General features: G+C 70.4%; 17 protein-coding genes. 6 read left to right on the top strand and 11 right to left on the bottom strand.

The features are described from left to right. Position 1: 1 nt before the first annotated feature. Complete coding sequence (locus WMF17_RS35495; RefSeq protein WP_437597795.1) at positions 2-739, bottom strand: Uma2 family endonuclease; 738 nt, start codon at positions 737-739, stop codon at positions 2-4. An 869-nt stretch (positions 740-1,608) separates the two neighbouring features. Here WMF17_RS35495 and WMF17_RS35490 point away from each other — a divergent pair. Together WMF17_RS35490 and WMF17_RS35485 are read left to right on the top strand one after the other, a co-directional pair. Continuing rightward, the gene (locus WMF17_RS35490; protein WP_437597793.1) at positions 1,609-1,851 is read left to right on the top strand and encodes an AAA family ATPase; all 243 of its coding nucleotides are present in this window, start codon (positions 1,609-1,611) and stop codon (positions 1,849-1,851) included. Between the two features lie 220 nt (positions 1,852-2,071). Then, complete coding sequence (locus WMF17_RS35485) at positions 2,072-2,281, top strand: hypothetical protein (protein WP_437597792.1); 210 nt, start codon at positions 2,072-2,074, stop codon at positions 2,279-2,281. Positions 2,282-2,555: 274 nt separating this feature from the next. On the opposite strand, the gene WMF17_RS35480 is transcribed toward WMF17_RS35485, so the two are convergent. After that, entirely contained in the window at positions 2,556-3,695 is a 1,140-nt protein-coding gene (locus WMF17_RS35480; protein ID WP_437645465.1) for an AAA family ATPase, read from the bottom strand. A gap of 101 nt (positions 3,696-3,796) precedes the next feature. On the opposite strand from WMF17_RS35480, the gene WMF17_RS35475 reads away from it, so the two are divergent. After that, positions 3,797-4,474 (top strand): RNA ligase family protein, encoded by a 678-nt coding sequence (locus WMF17_RS35475; protein ID WP_437645463.1) that lies wholly within the window; start codon positions 3,797-3,799, stop codon positions 4,472-4,474. A gap of 14 nt (positions 4,475-4,488) precedes the next feature. On the opposite strand, the gene WMF17_RS35470 is transcribed toward WMF17_RS35475, so the two are convergent. Beyond that, on the bottom strand, positions 4,489-5,097 hold the full coding sequence (locus tag WMF17_RS35470; RefSeq protein ID WP_437597788.1) for a hypothetical protein: 609 nt from the start codon (positions 5,095-5,097) through the stop codon (positions 4,489-4,491). 454 nt (positions 5,098-5,551) lie between these two features. Here WMF17_RS35470 and WMF17_RS35465 point away from each other — a divergent pair, with 454 nt between their 5' ends. The 3 genes from WMF17_RS35465 (at position 5,552) to WMF17_RS35455 (ending at position 9,109) form a co-directional block, all read left to right on the top strand. After that, positions 5,552-8,053, top strand: coding sequence for a beta-glucosidase (locus WMF17_RS35465; RefSeq protein ID WP_437645461.1), 2,502 nt, complete (start codon positions 5,552-5,554; stop codon positions 8,051-8,053). A gap of 172 nt (positions 8,054-8,225) precedes the next feature. Further along, positions 8,226-8,816 carry a protein kinase gene (locus WMF17_RS35460; RefSeq protein WP_437645459.1) on the top strand — a complete coding sequence of 197 codons (591 nt, stop codon included), beginning with the start codon at positions 8,226-8,228 and terminating at the stop codon, positions 8,814-8,816. Next, positions 8,813-9,109, top strand: coding sequence for a hypothetical protein (locus WMF17_RS35455; RefSeq protein ID WP_437645458.1), 297 nt, complete (start codon positions 8,813-8,815; stop codon positions 9,107-9,109). The genes WMF17_RS35460 and WMF17_RS35455 overlap by 4 nt, the downstream gene beginning before the upstream one ends. 125 nt (positions 9,110-9,234) lie before the next feature. On the opposite strand, the gene WMF17_RS35450 is transcribed toward WMF17_RS35455, so the two are convergent. The 8 genes from WMF17_RS35450 to WMF17_RS35415 all read right to left on the bottom strand — a co-directional run bounded on the left by WMF17_RS35450 (position 9,235) and on the right by WMF17_RS35415 (position 17,142). Then, positions 9,235-9,729: a PDZ domain-containing protein gene (locus tag WMF17_RS35450; protein ID WP_437645456.1), complete on the bottom strand. Its 495-nt coding sequence runs from the start codon at positions 9,727-9,729 to the stop codon at positions 9,235-9,237. Positions 9,730-9,927: 198 nt separating this feature from the next. After that, positions 9,928-11,526 (bottom strand): FAD-binding oxidoreductase, encoded by a 1,599-nt coding sequence (locus WMF17_RS35445; RefSeq protein ID WP_437597781.1) that lies wholly within the window; start codon positions 11,524-11,526, stop codon positions 9,928-9,930. An 83-nt stretch (positions 11,527-11,609) separates the two neighbouring features. Then, on the bottom strand, positions 11,610-13,145 hold the full coding sequence (locus WMF17_RS35440; RefSeq protein WP_437645454.1) for a SulP family inorganic anion transporter: 1,536 nt from the start codon (positions 13,143-13,145) through the stop codon (positions 11,610-11,612). A 154-nt stretch (positions 13,146-13,299) separates the two neighbouring features. Beyond that, positions 13,300-13,968, bottom strand: coding sequence for a carbonic anhydrase (locus WMF17_RS35435; RefSeq protein ID WP_437645452.1), 669 nt, complete (start codon positions 13,966-13,968; stop codon positions 13,300-13,302). A gap of 115 nt (positions 13,969-14,083) precedes the next feature. Beyond that, positions 14,084-14,428, bottom strand: a complete 345-nt coding sequence (locus tag WMF17_RS35430) for a hypothetical protein (protein ID WP_437645450.1) — start codon at positions 14,426-14,428, stop codon at positions 14,084-14,086. A 199-nt stretch (positions 14,429-14,627) separates the two neighbouring features. Then, a complete protein-coding gene (locus WMF17_RS35425) occupies positions 14,628-15,053 on the bottom strand; it encodes an HIT family protein (RefSeq protein WP_437645448.1) in 426 nt (141 codons plus the stop codon). Positions 15,054-15,131: 78 nt separating this feature from the next. Beyond that, entirely contained in the window at positions 15,132-16,085 is a 954-nt protein-coding gene (locus tag WMF17_RS35420) for a hypothetical protein (RefSeq protein ID WP_437645446.1), read from the bottom strand. A gap of 97 nt (positions 16,086-16,182) precedes the next feature. Then, a complete protein-coding gene (locus WMF17_RS35415) occupies positions 16,183-17,142 on the bottom strand; it encodes a hypothetical protein (protein ID WP_437597775.1) in 960 nt (319 codons plus the stop codon). Positions 17,143-17,161: the final 19 nt, after the last annotated feature.

The raw sequence follows: 17,161 nt of genomic DNA, 5'->3' as shown, positions 1-17,161 counted from the left end.
GCTACTCCGAGGCGCCCGGCAGCGGTCCAAACTGCTTTTCGTATGCCGCCAGCCGAGCGGCGAGCCGCTTCGCCTCGTCGCTGGCGGCGCGGGCCTGCTCTTCTGCGGCGCGGGCCCGCTCTTCACCGGTCGGCAGCACGCGCCCCTGGGCATCGATCCAGCGCAGCCAGCCGGCCTCGAGGCCGAGGTAGGTGCCATGGCGTACTCCGAGCCGCAGGCCGAGGCACGCGCTCGCGACGTCGCCGTTCGACTCGGGCGGCACCGGCACGTAGGACCGCGTGGCCTGATCGAGCGCATAGGCCTCGAGCGTGCCCGAGAACGGATCGAACAGGTAGTATTCCGGTACGTGCAGGAGCTTCGCGTAGACGCGCATCTTGTCGCCGCGATCGACGGCCTCGGTGCTCTCGGAGAGCAGCTCGATCACGACGTCGGGCGTCCTCCCGTCCTCCTGCCAGACGACCCATGACTTGCGCTCGCGCCGGTTGGTGTCGAGCACGACGAACACGTCGGGGCCTCGGAAGTCGTTCTTCTTCGCCTGCAGCTCGCTGAAGTAGATGGCCATGTTGCCGGCGACGTACACGTCATCGCGGTCGTGCCAGAAGAGCTTCAGCGCCTCGATGAGCAGGTCCATCTGTGCGCGGTGGCGCTCGGACTCCATCGGCTCTCCATCGTCGTACGGGAGCTGGTCCTCGCCGGGCGGGGGAATCGGGACGGGAGAGTTCTCGCTCTGGAAGGGCATACGCGGCTCCAGGCGCAGCGTACCGCGCCGCGCATGCGAGCGCAGCCGGCCGGCCCGTGCGGCGCGCGCCGGCCGATGCCGGCTGGACGGGGGAACACCTATCCGGCGCGAACGAGCGCGGCGCCCGGTAACCGCCCTCGTTGCGGCAGAGCTCGCGGAGGAGCTCGTTGGGTCGGCCGCGCGTCATGTCCGTGCGGGTCGGGGGTGAGAGCCGGGGGCAGGCATCGGCCGACGGGGGAACCTTGTGCAGGTTGAGCATGGCAGGGGTCGGTCGACCCCAAAACCTTGTACAAGCTGAGGGGAACCAGGGTCGACAGAGGGGAGAACCTTGTACAAATTGAGATGACCGAGGTCCGGCGACCCCGAAACCTTGTACAAATTGAGGGGAACCGGGGTCGACCTAGGCGGAGAGCTCGTGCGCGTTGAGGCAGGCCGACGTCGCCCTGAGACGCAGGAGCATCCAAGCTGCGCTCGGGTCGATGACCTGGGAGAGCGAACTCGCGCCGACCTCACCTGCGCCATGGTCGAGGCTGCCGGCTAAGACATCGCTCGTCAACGTGTGCGCCGGCGGCCGCGGCCGCGCGACGTCCGCGTGCCGTTGGGATCAGCGGCCCGATCCCGAGCGGAAGAGCAGGGAGCCCGCGGCTGCGCGTTCCTCATCGCCGGCGGTTCCGGTGTCCTCCGTCGGCGTGGCGGACGAGACGTTCTCGATGATCGCAGGACATTGAGGACGGTGAAGAAATGAGCGCGCCTGCCTGCTCGGTGCCGTTCGCAACCTTGCCCGACCCGGAGGGGAGGCGGTGGGTTGCTCGGGGTTCCTGCGGGCCGCGGCTGTACGCGTTTCGCGCGGATCTCCTGGGACGAAGGGCATGCGCTGCCGCGTCGAAAATCTGGGCCCGTTGCGCGAGGCGGAGGTCGACCTCTCGAAGGACCTCATCGTGCTGACAGGGCCGAACAACTCGGGGAAGACGTACCTCGCGTGGGCGGTCTACGGGTTGTTTCATTTTCATCCCAAACTGACCAATGAATCGATCGAGCGCTTGAGCGAGGTGCTCCTGGCATCCGAGGACCAACGGGTTCGCTCCCCGTCGCTGCTCGCGCCTGAACTGTGAATGCACGTTCTCGGTCGACGATCGTTTCTTCCCCCTGTTCCAGGCCCTTCCAGGGGTCCGCGCCCTCTGCGACTACATCATCTTTTACCAGCGGGACAGCGAGCGCAGCGCCACGCCCAGGCCCCTCTATGTCTTCCTGTGCGAGCTGAAATCCAAGAACGTCCGCGGCAATAGGGGGCAGCTTGAAAACGGGATGCTCCTGGCCGAGTACATCGTCTCCTTGGTGAAGTACCATGGTCAGGTCCAGTCGGATCTGCGGGTCGTCTACCGGGGATTGCTCTTCAGCTCGAGCGTTCGCCCCCCGAAGACCGGCATCGGGCGCGCACCCGTCAAGTACGAAGAGTCCAGCCAGCGCCTGGCCGGCCTCAAGCTGATCCACTACCCGTGTGGCGGCGAGTGGACGCTGAGCCACTTCTGCGACGAGCGTTGAACTCCGCCGGACATCTCCTCGGCTCGGCCGATCGGGGCACGAGGGCCTCTCGGCAGTTATCCAAGCATCGCCATCAAGACGTGCTTCTCCCCAGGCACAACGGTAGGCCCCCGGAGAGGGCGTTCGTCGCGCGGGGTGGGGGATGGGCCGATGTTTGAGGCGGAGACATGGATCATCCGGCATCGCCGGATGATCCATGTCTCCGCCGAGTTCGGCGGGGCCCCCACCCCGCGCGACGAACGCCCTCTCCGGGGGCCGGGCAGCTCGGCACGCCCTACCCCTCTCCGCGCACCGCCAGCACGACCTCGTGCGCCTCCGTCTTCCCCGGGATCTCCCACCGCTCGATCATCCTGCGGATCGCCGCCTCCGGCACCACCGCCTCCCGCGCGCGGTTCTGCGCGAACAGCGCCGCCGCCGGCACCTCCACGTAGACCACACGGACCCTCGCCCCGTAGTCCGCCGCCATCTGCAGCACGGGCCCGCGCCGCTGTCGCGAGAGGTTCGTCGCGTTCCACACGAACCGCTCGCCGCGCCGGAGGTGCTCCTTCGCCCGCTCGCGCGCCGCCTGGACCACCTGTCCTTGCGGTTCGGTCGGATCGATCTCGAGCTCGCTCCGCAGCGCATCCATGGAGACGACCGGCCAGTCGGCGAGGTGGTTGCGGACATAGGTGTCCTTCCCGGCGCCCGGGAGCCCGCTCATCACCACGACCTCGGCGCGCGTGTCGTCGTAGACCTCCACGTCCGGGTGGCGCCCGCCGGTGAGGTCGGAGCGGAAGTACACGACGCGCGTGTGATCCGACGCGAAGGCGCGCGGCGCCCGGTAACACCCCTCGTCGCGGCAGAACTCGCGGAAGAGCTCGATGCTGTCGACCACGCGGCCCATGTCCGCGCAGACGCGCCCGCGGATGTCGGCCTCGGCGACGAGCGCGAGCAGGTCGCAGCGCGCGTGGAGGCTGATCTCGGCGGCGACGCGCCGCGCGTCGTCCCGCTCGATGAGATAGAACGGGATCTGGTGGTAGCGCACGAGCGCGCACACCTGCTCGCGCAGCGCGAACGGCGCGCCGAGCTCCCAGAGCAGGCGGCGCGCGAGCAGCTCGCCCGCGCGCGAGTGGCCCTTGGCCGTGATCCTCCCGTCCTGCTCCCGGGTGGTCGCCGGCTTCGCCACGTCGTGGAGCAGGCAGGCGAGGTACACGACGCGCTGCTCCTCCGCCGGCAGCGCCCGCCACTCGGGCAGCCCGAGGAGCGTCTCCAGCACCATGCGGGTGTGGATCCAGACGTTGCCCTCGGCGTGGTGGATCGGGTCCTGCGGGCAGCCCTCGAGCGCACGGACCCAGTCGAAGACCTGGAGCTCGTCCCAGGGGACACGCTCCGGATCGGGCGTGAGGAGGTCGAGGAGCGAGGACGCGGACGACATGACGGAGCACCCCATGGCGGGCGCGCGCCGGACACAGGCGCGCAACGCGCGAGGATCGTAGCATGTCCGCGCCGGGAGGTCGGTGCTACCCTTCCGCCGCCATGTCCGCCAAATACCCGCGCTCGTTCCACCTGCCATGGTCGCCCGGCGGCACGTCCGACGACAAGAGGATGGCCGACGTATCGGGGCTGCTCGGCGTCGAGATCGTCATCACCGAGAAGTGCGACGGGAGCAACCTCACGTACACGCGGAAGAGCGTCTTCTCCCGCTCGCACTCGGGCCCTCCGTCCCACCCGAGCTTCGACCTCGCGAAGGCCACGCACGCGAGCATCGCTCACCGGCTCTCGGACGGCATGTCGCTCTTCTGCGAGTATTGCTATGCGGTCCACTCCATCGAGTACGAGGCGCTGCCGGGGTATTCGCTGGTCTTCGGCGTGCGCGACGACGCGCTGGGGCTCTTCTGGGAGTGGGATATGGTCGTGGCCCAGGCGAAGGATCTGGGGCTCCCCACGGTGCCTGTCCTGTTCCGGGGCATCGTCGAGAGCGAGCGCGAGCTCGAGGCGCTGACGAGCGGGCTCGCGCGCGAGCCCTCCGCGTTCGGCGGCCAGCGCGAGGGGGTGGTGGTGCGGATCGCGGGCGAGTTCCCGGACACGATGTTCCAGCGCAGCCTCGCCAAGTGGGTGCGGCGCGGGCACGTGCAGACGGACGAGCACTGGATGCACCAGGAGATCCGGCCGCAGAAGCTCGCGGCGGATCCGGCGGGAGGGCCGCCGCCCTGAGGCCGGCGGCGCGGCTACCGTCGTGAGGCCAGCGCCGCGAGCCGGTCGCAGAGCCTCTCGCGGAGCGGGCCGTAGGTCTTGCGGTAGTCCTCCCAGTCGAGGCGCTCGTCCGCGACGAGCTCGCGCCAGTACGGGTTCGCGGCGCCGTAGTCGTGGATGGCGCCGGTCTCGGCGATCTGCACGGCGAAGAGCGGCACCCGGAGCGCGTGGAAGAGCTTCTTCTTCGAGGCCTCCGGCTCCTCGTCGAAGCGGGCGCCGGCCTTCTTGAAGTCGGACGCGGAGCGGCTCGCGGCCGACGCGGCGAGCTTCTTCCTGTCGAGCTTGAACGCGAAGGGCGGTCTCGTCTCCTTGAGCCGGTGATCGGGCGGGAGGAACAGGCACTCCAGCGCGAAGACGCTGTGCTCGGCGATGGCGTTGCGGAAGGTGTCGAGCCCGTGCAGGACGACGTTGATGCCGGGCGAGAACGCGAGGTCCTGCCTCGCGTCGCGGCGCGCGAGGACGGCGACGAAATCCTCGTCGGACGTCGAGGTCGCGGTGCCGTACACGCGGGACCCGGTGCGGAAAACGCTGTGGACCTCGCCGTCGGTGCGGCCGAGGACGCGGAGCACGGTCGAAAGGCTCATGGCGGAGACCTCGCTCGAGGGGCCCCGGAGGATTGCCTCGTTCCCGTCCCGGAGCAACAACGGCTCCCGTCTCCCATCTCCGCGAGGTCTCGACGCCCCCCGCGCGCGGCACGACAATCCCCCGGTGCGCCTCCTCGCCGTCTGCTGGCTCTCCCTCCTCGCCGGCTGCCATCACCGCGACGGATCGCGCCACGACGACGGGTTCCGGGCCCGGCTCGTGCACGGCTGCCGGAGCGGCCGGGACCCGCCGAGGACGCCGCGGGCGCGCGAGCTCTACCGCCCGTGCCGACCGACGCGGCACCAACACAGGTGGTGCCCCTCTCACCACCTGCCCCGATGATCCCCAACCCCCGATGATCGTCGCGCTCCTGTGAACCTGGCGTTCCCCTGACCTTGTACGTACCGTGCTCACGCCGCCTCCGCGGGCGGCGTCTCTGCGCTTCCAGGAGGGTCCATGGCCGTCGCCGACTCGCTATCAGCACATCCCCAGAAGACCGATCATCCACCCGAGGCCGTCGAGCGGCGGGTGGCGGACGCCCTCGCCGCGCTGTCGCTCGAGCAGAAGGTCCGCCTGCTGACGGGCGCCGACTTCTGGAGCACCTACCCCGAGCCCGCCATCGGCCTGCGCCGCATGGTCGTCTCGGACGGTCCGGTCGGCGTGCGCGGCGAGCACTGGGACGAGCGCGATCCCTCGGTGAGCCTCCCCTCGGCCACCGCCCTCGCCGCCACATGGGATGAGGCCCTCCTGGAGCGCGTCGGCGCCCTGCTGGCGTCCGAGGCGCGGCGCAAGGGCGTCGATGTCGTCCTCGGGCCGACGGTCAACCTGCACCGCAGCCCGCTCGGGGGCAGGCACTTCGAGTGCTTCTCCGAGGACCCGCTGCTCACCGGTCGGATCGGCGCGGCCTACGTCCGGGGGCTGCAGGCCCACGGCGTCGGCGCCACCCCCAAGCACTACGTGGCCAACGACTCCGAGACCGAGCGGTTCACCGTCGACGTCCGCGTCGATCAGCGCACGCTGCGCGAGCTGTACCTCGCGCCCTTCGAGCGGATGATCGTCGGCGCGCGCGCGTGGCTCGTGATGGCCTCGTACAACGCGGTCAACGGGGCGACCATGACCGAGAACGCCCTGCTCGACGCGCCGCTCAAGGACGAGTGGGGTTTCGACGGGGTCGTGATCTCGGACTGGACCGCGACCCGCTCCACCGAGGCTGCAGCCCGCGCGGCGCTGGACCTCGTCATGCCTGGCCCGGAAGGGCCGTGGGGCCGGGCGCTCGTCGCCGCGGTCCAGCGCGGCGCGGTGCCCGAGAAGGCCATCGACGACAAGGTCCGCCGCCTCCTGCGCCTCGCCGCCCGGGTCGGCGCGCTCGAGGGCGTCGCGCCGGCCGCCGCCGCCCCGGCCCAGCTCCCCGCCGCCGAGGCCGCCCGGCTTGCCCGCGAGACCGCCGCGGCCGGCATGGTGCTCGTGCGCAACCAGGGCGACGCGCTCCCCCTCGACGCGGCCAGCCTGCGGCGCGTCGCCGTGATCGGCCCCGGCGCCGCGCAGGGGCGGATCCAGGGCGGCGGCAGCGCCAGCGTGCACCCGCACTACGCCGTCTCGCCGCTCGACGGGCTGCGCGCCGCGCTCGGCCAGCGCGCCGAGGTGCTCCACGCGCTCGGCGCCCGCATCCACGAGGGCCTCGTGCCGGTGGCCGGAGACCAGGTTGTCGACCCCGTGACCGGCACAGCCGGCGTGCACGTGCGGCTCCTCGACGCCAAGGGCCACGTCGTGCACGAGGAGCATCGCGACGTGGGGCGCCTCACGTTCATCGGGGACGAGCGCGCGACGCGGGCCGCGACCATCGAGGTGACGGCGCGGTTCCGCGCCGCCGCGGCGGGCCGCTACCGGATCGGCGTGGCCGGCGTGGGCGCCTACCGCCTCACCGGCGGCGGGCAGGTCCTCTTCGACGGGATGATCGCGCCGGACAAGGACGACCTCGCCGCGGCCCTGCTCGCCCCGCCGCAGCGGGCGGCCGAGCTGTCCCTCGCCGCCGGCCAGGAGATCGACCTCGCCCTCGCGCACTCGGTCTTTCCGGGCACGATCGCGGTGGCGTTCTCCCTCGGCGCCGAGGTCCCCGCGCTGCCCGACGAGGAGGAGCTCGCGCGCGCCGTGGAGCTCGCGCGCTCCTCCGACGTGGCGATCGTGGTCGTCGGCACCACCGAGGCGATCGAGAGCGAGGGCTTCGACCGGAGCACGCTCGCGCTCCCTGGCCGCCAGGACGAGCTGGTCAGCGCGGTCGCGGCCGTGAACCCCCGGACGATCGTGCTCGTGAACTCCGGCGGGCCGGTGACCCTGCCCTGGCGCGACGAGGTGGCCGCGGTGCTCTTCACGTGGTTCCCGGGCCAGGAGCTCGGCAATGCCGCCGCCGACGTGCTGCTCGGCGCCGTGGAGCCCGGCGGCCGTCTGCCCACGACGTGGCCGTCGCGCGACGAGGACGTCCCCGTGCTCTCGACGAAGCCCGAGAACGGCAAGCTGGTCTATGCCGAGGGGCTGCACGTCGGGTACCGGGCCTGGGCCCGCGCCGGCGTCACCCCGGCCTACCCGTTCGGGCACGGCCTGGGCTACACGCGCTGGGAGATCGTCGACATGGACGCGCCGCCGAGCGTCGCCGCCGGCGCGGCCGTCGAGGTGCGGGTGCAGGTCCGCAACGTCGGGACCCGCCGCGGCCGTCACGTGATCCAGCTCTACCTGTCGCGGCCGGGCTCCGCGGTAGAGCGCCCCGTGCTCTGGCTGGCCGGCTTCGCGTCCGTCGAGGCCGAGCCCGACCAGACGGCCGAGGTCGTCGCCACCATCGAGTCGCGGGCCTTTGCGCACTGGGCGGCAGGTCGCTGGCAGGTCGAGCCCGGCGTGTTCACGCTGCACGCGGGGCACTCGGCCACCGTCCTGACGAGGCAGACCGCGGTGAACGTGGACGCCTGAGGGCCTGCGAGGCTCCCGGTGATGGGGAGTCCCGGGCAGCGCGACGCAGGGGGGTGGCCGGATTTGAACATGAAGGCGGGAAGGCGGGAAGAAAAGATCAATGATCTTCCCGCCTTCCCGCCTTCATGTGCATCACTCCGGGGCAAATAGGGCCACCACCCAACGATGAACGATGAACGATGAGGGAAAGGCGAGTCATGCAGGAAAAGCACCCTGTCCTCGGCCAGCGCGGATCGTTCGCCAGAAGAGGCGATGCGAGCACGGGGAGCAGACCGACATCTGGGCGTTCAGCGTGGTTCTTTACGAGCTCATCACCGGACGGCGGCCGTTCAGCGGGGAGAGCCTGGGCGCGGTGATCGCGGCGATCTTCAGCAAGGAGCCGGTGCCGACGACCCAGCTCGGCGCAGGTGACGAGGAGCTCTGGTCGATCCTCCGGCGAGGCCTGGCCAAGGCGCCGGCCGAGCGGTGGCCGAGCATGCGGTCGCTCGGCCGCGCCCTGGCGTCCTGGGCTGTCGAGCGCGGGGTCACGGCGGACGTGGCCGGCACGTCGCTCGCGCACCAGTCGCTCGCGCGGGGGGTCGACGCGCCGCTCACCGCGGAGCGGGCCGCGCCGGTCCTCGCGGCGACCGGCGCCGTCTCCGCGCCGGCGGCGCCGCGCCCGCCCGGTGCAGGGAGGACGCTGCTCGCGTCGCCGGCGGCCGCGGCCACGCCGGCCGGGCGTCGGGGATCACGCCGCCGCGCAACTACGGCGCCGCGGCGGTGATCGGCTCGAACCTGTACCTGCAAGGAGGCGACGGGTCGTCGGGCTGCGGCGCGCCGTTCGAGCAGAACCCGATCGAGGAGCTCTGGCGGTACAGCGCGAACAACCGGAAATGGACCCAGCTGTCGCCGGGCGGTGATCCGCTGGTCAAGCTCAAGCGACATGTCGCCGCGGAAGTGAACGGCACCATGTATGTGTTCTCGGGGTGGGGCTTCGCCTGCGACGGCGACGTCGGCCCCGGTCAGCTCTGGAACCGCGACGTCTATTCGTTCGATCCAAGGCGTTCGCGCTCCTGAGCGGCAAGCGAGGCGGGGTCAAGGAGCCCGGCAGAGGGCGCGGAGCTCGTCCGCGATGAGGGACGCACAGGCAGCCGCCCCGGATGGACCGCCCCCGCGCGCCCGCGGCGGACCCGAGAGCCCGCTCAACCGCCGTCGACAGGCCCGCCCCGCGCCGCTGCGCCGGCCGGCGTGGGCGCCGGAGCGTCCCTGGCCGGTACCTGGAGCATCGCGTAGTCGATCGTCGTCTCGTTGTGCAGCACGGTGAGCACCACCATGTCCCCGGGCGCGCAGGCGTGCAGGTAGCTCTCCAGCCCTGTCATCGAGTGGACGGGTCGCCCGTCGACCGCGAGGATCACGTCGCCCGGCTCCAGCAGGGGGGACGTGAAGCTGCGGATATCGATGCTCGCGATCCTCACGCCCTCGCCTGCGGTCGGCTGGATCGTGAGGTGCCACGGCGCCGGGACGACGGTCGCTGCTGACGCGGGGCGCGATGGCTTCTCTCGTTGCGCGGTCTCCGCCGGGCTCGCCGGCGCGGCTGCGCGGGGCTGCGCGGCGTCTGCGCGCGGCTGCGTGGCCTCGACGCGCGGGCAATCTCCGCGGCAAGCGGCGACAGCGAGCGGGACCAGCGGGGTGAGCACGCGGGATAGCCGCCGAGCCCACCCGTACGCGCCGCGCGCACCGGGGGGTCGATCTCGCTGCTGACTTGTGTGCATGGCCTCTTGGCGCCCCCGGCCTCCCAGCCTTCCGAGGTGCAAGATCCCAACCAGCGATTCTCCGCCGCTGTCCGGGCCGTTGTCGGAAAGCAGGGAAGGGTTCCGTCCCGCGGCGCGCCGCGGTCACGCGCGGGCGAGCCGTGGCGCCGGACGGAAGTGCGCGGGAAACACCCGCTCGAGGAACTCGTTGCGCAGGAGCCCGTCGGGATCGACGAGCTCCTTCAGCCGGACGAACTCCGGGAGCGCGTGCGCGTACATCGCCTGGAGATGCTCCGCCGTCGCGTGGACGTTCTTCACCAGATGGACCCGCCCGCCGAGCTCGAGGGTGTGCGCGCTGAGCTCGGTGAGCCGCAGGCGGATCCGGCACACGCTGTCTTCATCGCTGCCCGCGAAGGCGACCGTGACCGCGAACCCGTCGGCCCCGTAGTTCGCCGACAGGAGGAACCGGTCGCCCTGGATGTGGAGCACATCGAGCAGCAGCGGCGGGGTTCCGTCTCGTGTCGCTATCTCGTCGATCCTGTTCATGAAATCGACGAGCCGCCGCAGGCTGTCCTCCGGGGCGCCCGGGTCGTAGGGGATCATGAAGGTCTGCTGCACCGTGATCATTGGCGCCCCAAGGGTCTGCCCGATGCGGTTCGCGAGGACGTTGCCGTCCATGAAGAACAGGAAGCCCATGAGCTCGTCGACGTTCGGGCGCGAGACATCGAAGACGAAGCGGTCGATGAGGGTCCAGACTCCCCGGCTCACCACGGACGTCCGCATCAGCCACTCGATCGGGACGCGGAGCGGGTACCCGCGGCGGTGGTTCAGCAGCGGGCGGAGCGCGTGCGACGTCCCCGCGACGTACCGCGACCGCAGGACCATGCTCTTGCTCCCGTCGAGGGTGTGGAAGGCGATGGAGTAGAGCGCCTCGGGGACCCATCCGTCCTCGACCGCGCTCCCTCCCTCGGAGGGCAGGAGCTGCTCGGCGCGCGGGACGAGCATCGCGGCGAGCTCGTCGAGCGACCCGCAGCGCGTCGCCTGGGTCACGACCCGGATGGGGGTCCCTGCCGGCGCGACGCGTGCGATGCGGTACGTGACGTCGAGCACCGCGCCGAGGTAGCCGAGCCCGCCGATCACCGCGTGGAACAGCGCGCTCGTCGGCTCGTCGCGGCTCAGGGAGAGCAGCTGCCCGTCCAGGGTGAGGAGCGTCAGCCGCTCGACGTAGTGCCCCTCCTTGCCGCCGGTGCCCGAGAAGCGAGAGAGGCAGTCTCCGGAGACCGTGCCTCCCGCGGTGGCGTGGCTCGTCGATACGACCGTGTACGGCACGAACCCGCGGGCGGCGAGCTCACGGGCGATGGCACCCCACGGGGTGCCGGCGCCCACGGTCATCTGCGCGCCCTCCTCGTCGATCTCGATGGAGGTGAAGCCCGTCATCGAGATCACGATGTCGTCGTTCAGGGCCTGCCCGTCGAACGACTGGGCCCCGGCGCGGAACGTGATCCTGCGCCCTGTCCGCCGCGCCATGCCGAACAGCACCCTGAGCTCCTCGACCGACGCCGGGGTGTACAGGTCTCCACACGACTGGTGCTGCCCGCCATAGCCCTGGAGCATGCAGAGCGGCTTTCGAGGGATCTCGTCGAGCCGCGGCGGCAGCGGCGCGCCCCCGACGTACGCGCCCCCCCCGCCCGCTGCCCCTCGCGTGGATCGCCGGTGCGCCCCGCTGACGAATCGAGCGACCACGATCAACCCGAGGCGGGCGGGAGGGACAGGTTGTCTATCGTATCGACCGGTTCGAGGGCGGGGCGCATCCCGCCAGCGTCGCTCTAAAGGCCGCGGATTTCTACGTGGATATTTCGCCGGGGCGCGGACTGCTGGAAGCGGCGGATGAGCTCCGCGACGTCGTGGTCGATGTAGGACGCGTTCTGGGCGTCGACGACCACGTGGGTGTCGCTCGGCAGCCGCTCGAACAGCGCGACGAGCTTGCCCTGGGTGAAGAAGTAGGCCGCCTTGTTGAACCGGATCGTCACGCGCGCCCCCTCGTGGATCACGTCGAAGACGCGGGACATCTGGGTCCTCAGCACGAAGAGGACGCCGACCGCGAGGCCGACGGCGATGCCCTTCAGGAGGTCGGTCAGCACGATGGCCACGATCGTCACCACGAACGGGATGAAGTGGCTCCACCCGAGCTTGTGCATCTCGGCGAAGATCTTTGGCTTGGCCAGCTTGTAGCCGGTGACGAGCAGGATCGTCGCGAGGCACGCGAGCGGGATGTGCGAGAGCAGCCCTGCGGCGAAGACCACCGCGAGCAGGAGCAGCGCGCCGTGCGTGAAGGCGGAGACCCGCGTGCGCGCGCCGGCGTTCGTGTTGGCGCTGCTGCGGACGATGACCGATGTGACCGGGAGGCCCCCGGCGAACCCGGAGAGCATGTTGGCGAGCCCCTGCGCGACGAGCTCCCGGTTCGGCGGCGACTTGCGGTGCCACGGATCGATCCGGTCCACGGCCTCCAGGTTGAGCAGCGTCTCGAGGCTGGCCACGATCGCGAGGGTCACGCCCAGCACCCAGACCTCGGGCCGCAGGATCGCGGACCAGTCCGGCAGCTGGAGGACGCTGAGCAGGCCCTGCGCCCCGTCGCCCATCGGCAGCGACACGAGGTGCTTCTGATCGAGGGCGAGCGACGGGACCGCCGTCTTGAACAGCTCGTTGCCGAGCGTGGCGACGACCACGGCGATGAGCGGCGCGGGCAGCCAGGAGATCTTCGCGAAGCGCGTCTTCTCCCACCCGACCAGGATGCCCAGGCAGACGGCGCTGATGAGGAACGCGCCCCACTCGATCGCCTGCGGCGCCTGGGCCAGCATCGTGAAGGTGTTGCCGCCCTCGACCTGGAACGACTCGGAGGCGAAGTTGTCCTGGTCGAAGCCGACGGCGTGGGGGAGCTGCTTCAGGATGAGCAGGACGCCGATGGCCGCGAGCATCCCCTTGATGACGGAGGAGGGGAAGAAATGGCTGATCGCGCCGGCCTTCAGCAAGCCGAGCGCGAGCTGCAGGACGCCGCCGATGACCACGGCCATCGCGAAGGCCTGGAAGCTCTGCAGGGTGGCGATGCCCGCGACCACGATGGCCGCGAGCCCCGCCGCCGGGCCGCTCACGCTGAGCGCGGACCGGCTCACGAGCGGGATGACGAGCCCTCCCACGACCCCGGCCACGATGCCGGACAGGAGAGGGGCCCCGGACGCGAGCGCGATGCCCAGGCAGAGCGGCAGGGCGACGAGGAAGACGACGAGGCCTGCGGGGATATCGTACTTGAGATTCGCGCGGAGGCGCGGATCGAGCGGCGGCGCGCTGTCCGCAGGAGGCGCCACCTGGATGGGGATTGCTGTTGCGCTGCCAGGGACGCCAGCAGAATCGGTACGGGAGTCTGCGCGCTCCGATCCGGCGCTTGCTTGGATGGCATTCGGGAACTGCATTGAACGGGTCCTCTTTCCAGTGATCCTTGGTTCAGTGCCTGTGAGGTGCTCAGCCGGCGCGCCGGTAGACCTTGGTCTCCGGTAACGCCGACGGGGGCGCCGCCTCGCAGATGGGCCCGAATTGCCCGGTCGAATGCTCGAACTGATATACCTGCCCTGTCTCGATCTTGAAGACCCACGCGTAGACCGAGAGCTCGCCGCGCGCGAGCCGCGCACGCACCGTCGGGTGCGTCCTGAGATTCTCGATCTGGGCGAGCACGTTCTCCTCCACCGTGATCGTCAGCCGATCCTCCCCCTCGATGTGCGGGTAGTTCTCCTGCACCAGGCGGCGGGTCAGCTCCGCGTGCTGGAGCCACCCCTTGACCGCCGGCAGCTCGTCGAGACCCGCGGGATGGAGCAGCCCGCGCATCGCCCCGCAGAGCGTGTGGCCGCAGACGATGATGTGCTTGACCCCCAGGTGCGCGACCGCGAACTCGATCGCCGCGGCCTCGCTGCCGTTGCTCGCGCCGTACGGCGGCACGATGTTGCCGACGTTGCGCACGATGAAGATGTCGCCCGGCTGGGTCTGCGTGATGAGGTTCGGGTTGATCCGGCTGTCCGAGCACGTGATGAACAGCGCCTCGGGCCGCTGACCCCCCGCCAGGTGGCGGAAGAGATCCTGATGTGAGCGGCAAACCTCGGCATGGAACTTGTGCAACCCGTCAGCGAGCTTCTGCATGGAACAAACCCTCTCGTTGACCGCGCCGATTCAGCGCGGCAGTCGTCGTGAACACCTCCGGTTTCCAGATCCTCCGCGCCCGGCCGCGAGCGGCCTCAGCCACGGAGCTAGGCGATCAATTCAGGAAACGTGGTGGAGGACGACGAAAAGGAGGGTGAGGGACGGGCGACGCGACGCGGGGGGGGCGGAGATCGGCCACGAGGTCGACCCGCGCCCGCCCCTCGCCGTCGCTCGGCACCGCGTGGAGCGCGCGGCGGTGATGGGACGAACCGCGGAACGGCAGGTGCAGCCCCGCGAGATCACCTTGATCGATCTCGATGGATCCGGTTCGAAACGCCCCCGAAACATCCGAGCTGCTCGCTTCGATGATGCTGAGATTCCCCCGTACCAGCGTAACTGGGGCGAGGATCAGCGCGAAGAGCAGCGCGAGCCGAGGGAGAAATGACCGGAAACTCAGCATCGTTCAGGGATGGATAGAGCGTCGGCCGTTCGAACCGGGGTAGATCGCGGTCTATTCCCCAACGTGGCAGCAGGCCTGGCGCGTCGCAAGATGCCACGACGTACCAACCGTGTGTGGCAGAATGCCGCGGTCAGGGACGGACGCCTTTCGCCTGAGCCAGGCCGGCGTCACGCTCAGATAACCGTTACTGCGACGGAATTCAACCTTCAGACAACGCCGTCACGATGGCGTCACGAAGACCGTGCATCTCGCGCTCACCGGCATATTTGTAACGAGGCCAGAAGAAGCCCTTGAGACCGTCCTTCTGGCGACGCGGGACCACGTGGACGTGCAAGTGCGGGACGCTCTGACTGACGCGGTTGTTGATCGCGACGAAGAAGCCGTCTGCTGAGCTCGCCGACTCCACGGCGCGCGCGAGCCGCTGGGCGGTCATGAAGAGGGGGCCAACGAGCTCCGACGGAAGGTCCGTGAGCACCTCGTGATGAACGCGCGGGACGAGCAGGCAGTGACCCGGGAAGAGCGGGCGGGCGTCCAGGAACGCCATCATCTCCGGCTCGTCGAGCACGACGTAGGCCGGCGTTTCGCCCCGGGCGATGCTGCAGAAAACGCAAGGTCGAGCGGGCATGGCGGCCTCGATCAGCGATGCGGCGCCGCCTGCCCAACGTCAACCCTGGCTCGGGCGCGCCATGCGGCCGCAGCGCGATCAGTGGCTCGCGAGGATCTCGTCGATCGACCCATGGGCGGCGGGCTCGCGCGTCCAGTAGTCGAGCAGCCGCCCGCCCGCCGTCATCCAGGCCCGGTCGAAGCGGCCGTCCTGCGACGTGATCCGCGCGATGTGGTCGCCGCCGTGGAACGCCCAGTGGCGGCCCGTGTTGTCGAAGTGGTCGATGAGCGCACCCTGCCGCGTCTTCACGTGGAGGGCGTCGGCCGGATCGTCCCAGGAGGTGTCGACGATGAGCTCGTAGACCTGCCAGAGATTGCCGGAGGGGAGAACACCCCAGTCCACATTGAGCCCGGAGTCGTTCGGGAGCCCGAAGACGAAGCAATGGGGCATGCGCCTCGCGGCGTGCCAGAGGTCGCCGTTGCGGCTCGGCTCGTGGTGGAGCGTCACGAGCGTGTCGCGCGCGAGGCCGAACCCGTCGCTGTCGCCCGGGCTGTCCCACACCCGGCGGAAGAGGTGCTGACAGAGCTGGTCGGCCCCGGCGGAGAACCCGACCGTGAGCAGGCCCTGCTGCCGGCGCTCGTGCAGGAGGCGCCCGAACTTGCCGGGCTCGCCCTCGAACAGGGCGCCGAGCTGCTTGTAGCGCGAGAGCCCCGTCGTGCTGTAGCCGCCGCCGAGGATCACCACCTCGGACGATCCGAGGAGGTGCCAGAGCACGTCGACGTCCTCCCGCCGCAGGTGGCGGGTCCAGTAGAACGGCACGGGCTCGAGGCCGAACCGCTCGTAGAACCGGAAGAACCAGCGGAAGTTGCCGTACGCGAACTCCTGCCGCTCGAGCTCGTTGCCGTCGCGGGGCGCCTCGGACATCGGCAGGAACAGGATGCGCTTGTTGTCCCGCCCTGCCAGGGCGCGCTGCGCGATGTAGTCGTTGTGGATGACGTTGCAGCGGCTGTGCGAGCTGTAGATCAGCGCGGTCCCTCTCATCAGGTCGCGCATGTGAGCCGTTCCGCGCGCCCCGCGTCAAGGGGCCGCGCGCGGCGGACAGGCGTTGAGGCGGGCGCGGTCCGCGCCGTCGACCTCGGCCGGCCGCCGCTCAGCCGCGCCTCACCTGCTGCATCTTGCGAGGGACGGCGCCGGATCGCATCAGCATCTCGAACGCCTCCTTCTCGAGCATGGGGTGCACGCCGCGCGGCGGGACGCCCATGGGGCTCTTCTTCTTCGTGACGAAGCCGCTCAGGTACTGCGGGTTGAGCGCGCTCAGCGTCCGCAGGGTGCTCTTCATCTGCTTCGTGTTGTTCGCCCACGCGTAGGCGAACGCCCGCGAGCGGAGCAGCTGCGGCTTGAGATCGGCGAACGCCTCGTCGCTCGGATCGTACGTCTCGAGCAGCTCGACCGCCTTCGCCGCCTGGCCGGTGCGGGCCCACGCCTCGCCGACGATGGCGGCCATCATGGCGCGGATCTTCGGCTCCTTGTGGCGGCTCATGTCGATCTTGTCGACGAGCATTCGCGCCTCGTCCGTCTCGCTCAGGATGAGGTGGATCATGCCGCGCTGGGCGCGCGCCTCGTCGGCCATGGGGGCCATCACCTTGTCGAGGTTGATGGTCTCCAGCGTCCTGAGCGCGGCGCGCGGGTCCTCCTGCATCTGGAGCTGCGCCTTCGCGAACGTCGCGGCCGCGTCGTCCTTCTTGAACTCCGTGTCGAGCTTGGCGATCGCGTCCTTGCGGGCCTCGGCGGTGCCGGCGGTCTGCACGATCTGCGCGACGGCGCGCGTCTTGGTCGCGAAGCGCAGCGCCCACAGGATGACGCCCACGACGATGACCGTCAGGACGCCGGCGACCACCTTCGGCCAGATCCCCGGGAGGGCCAGGGCGATGGCCCAGACGATGAGCGCCGGGATGCCGACGCGGAGGGCGAGCGAGCGCGGGTTCAGCTGGGCGAGGGGATCGGCCGGCGGCTTTCCACTGCGGAGGGCCGAGATGGCCTGCTCGCGCTGCTGCTTGGGGCTCTGCTTCTTCGGGGTCGGGGTCAGGGTGGGTTTGCCGGGGGTCTTCATCGAGGTCGTGGATCTGACG

The organism is Sorangium sp. So ce362 (genome assembly GCF_051519845.1).
Classification (GTDB): domain Bacteria; phylum Myxococcota_A; class Polyangia; order Polyangiales; family Polyangiaceae; genus Sorangium.
This window is presented reverse-complemented; position numbering and strand designations above follow the sequence as displayed.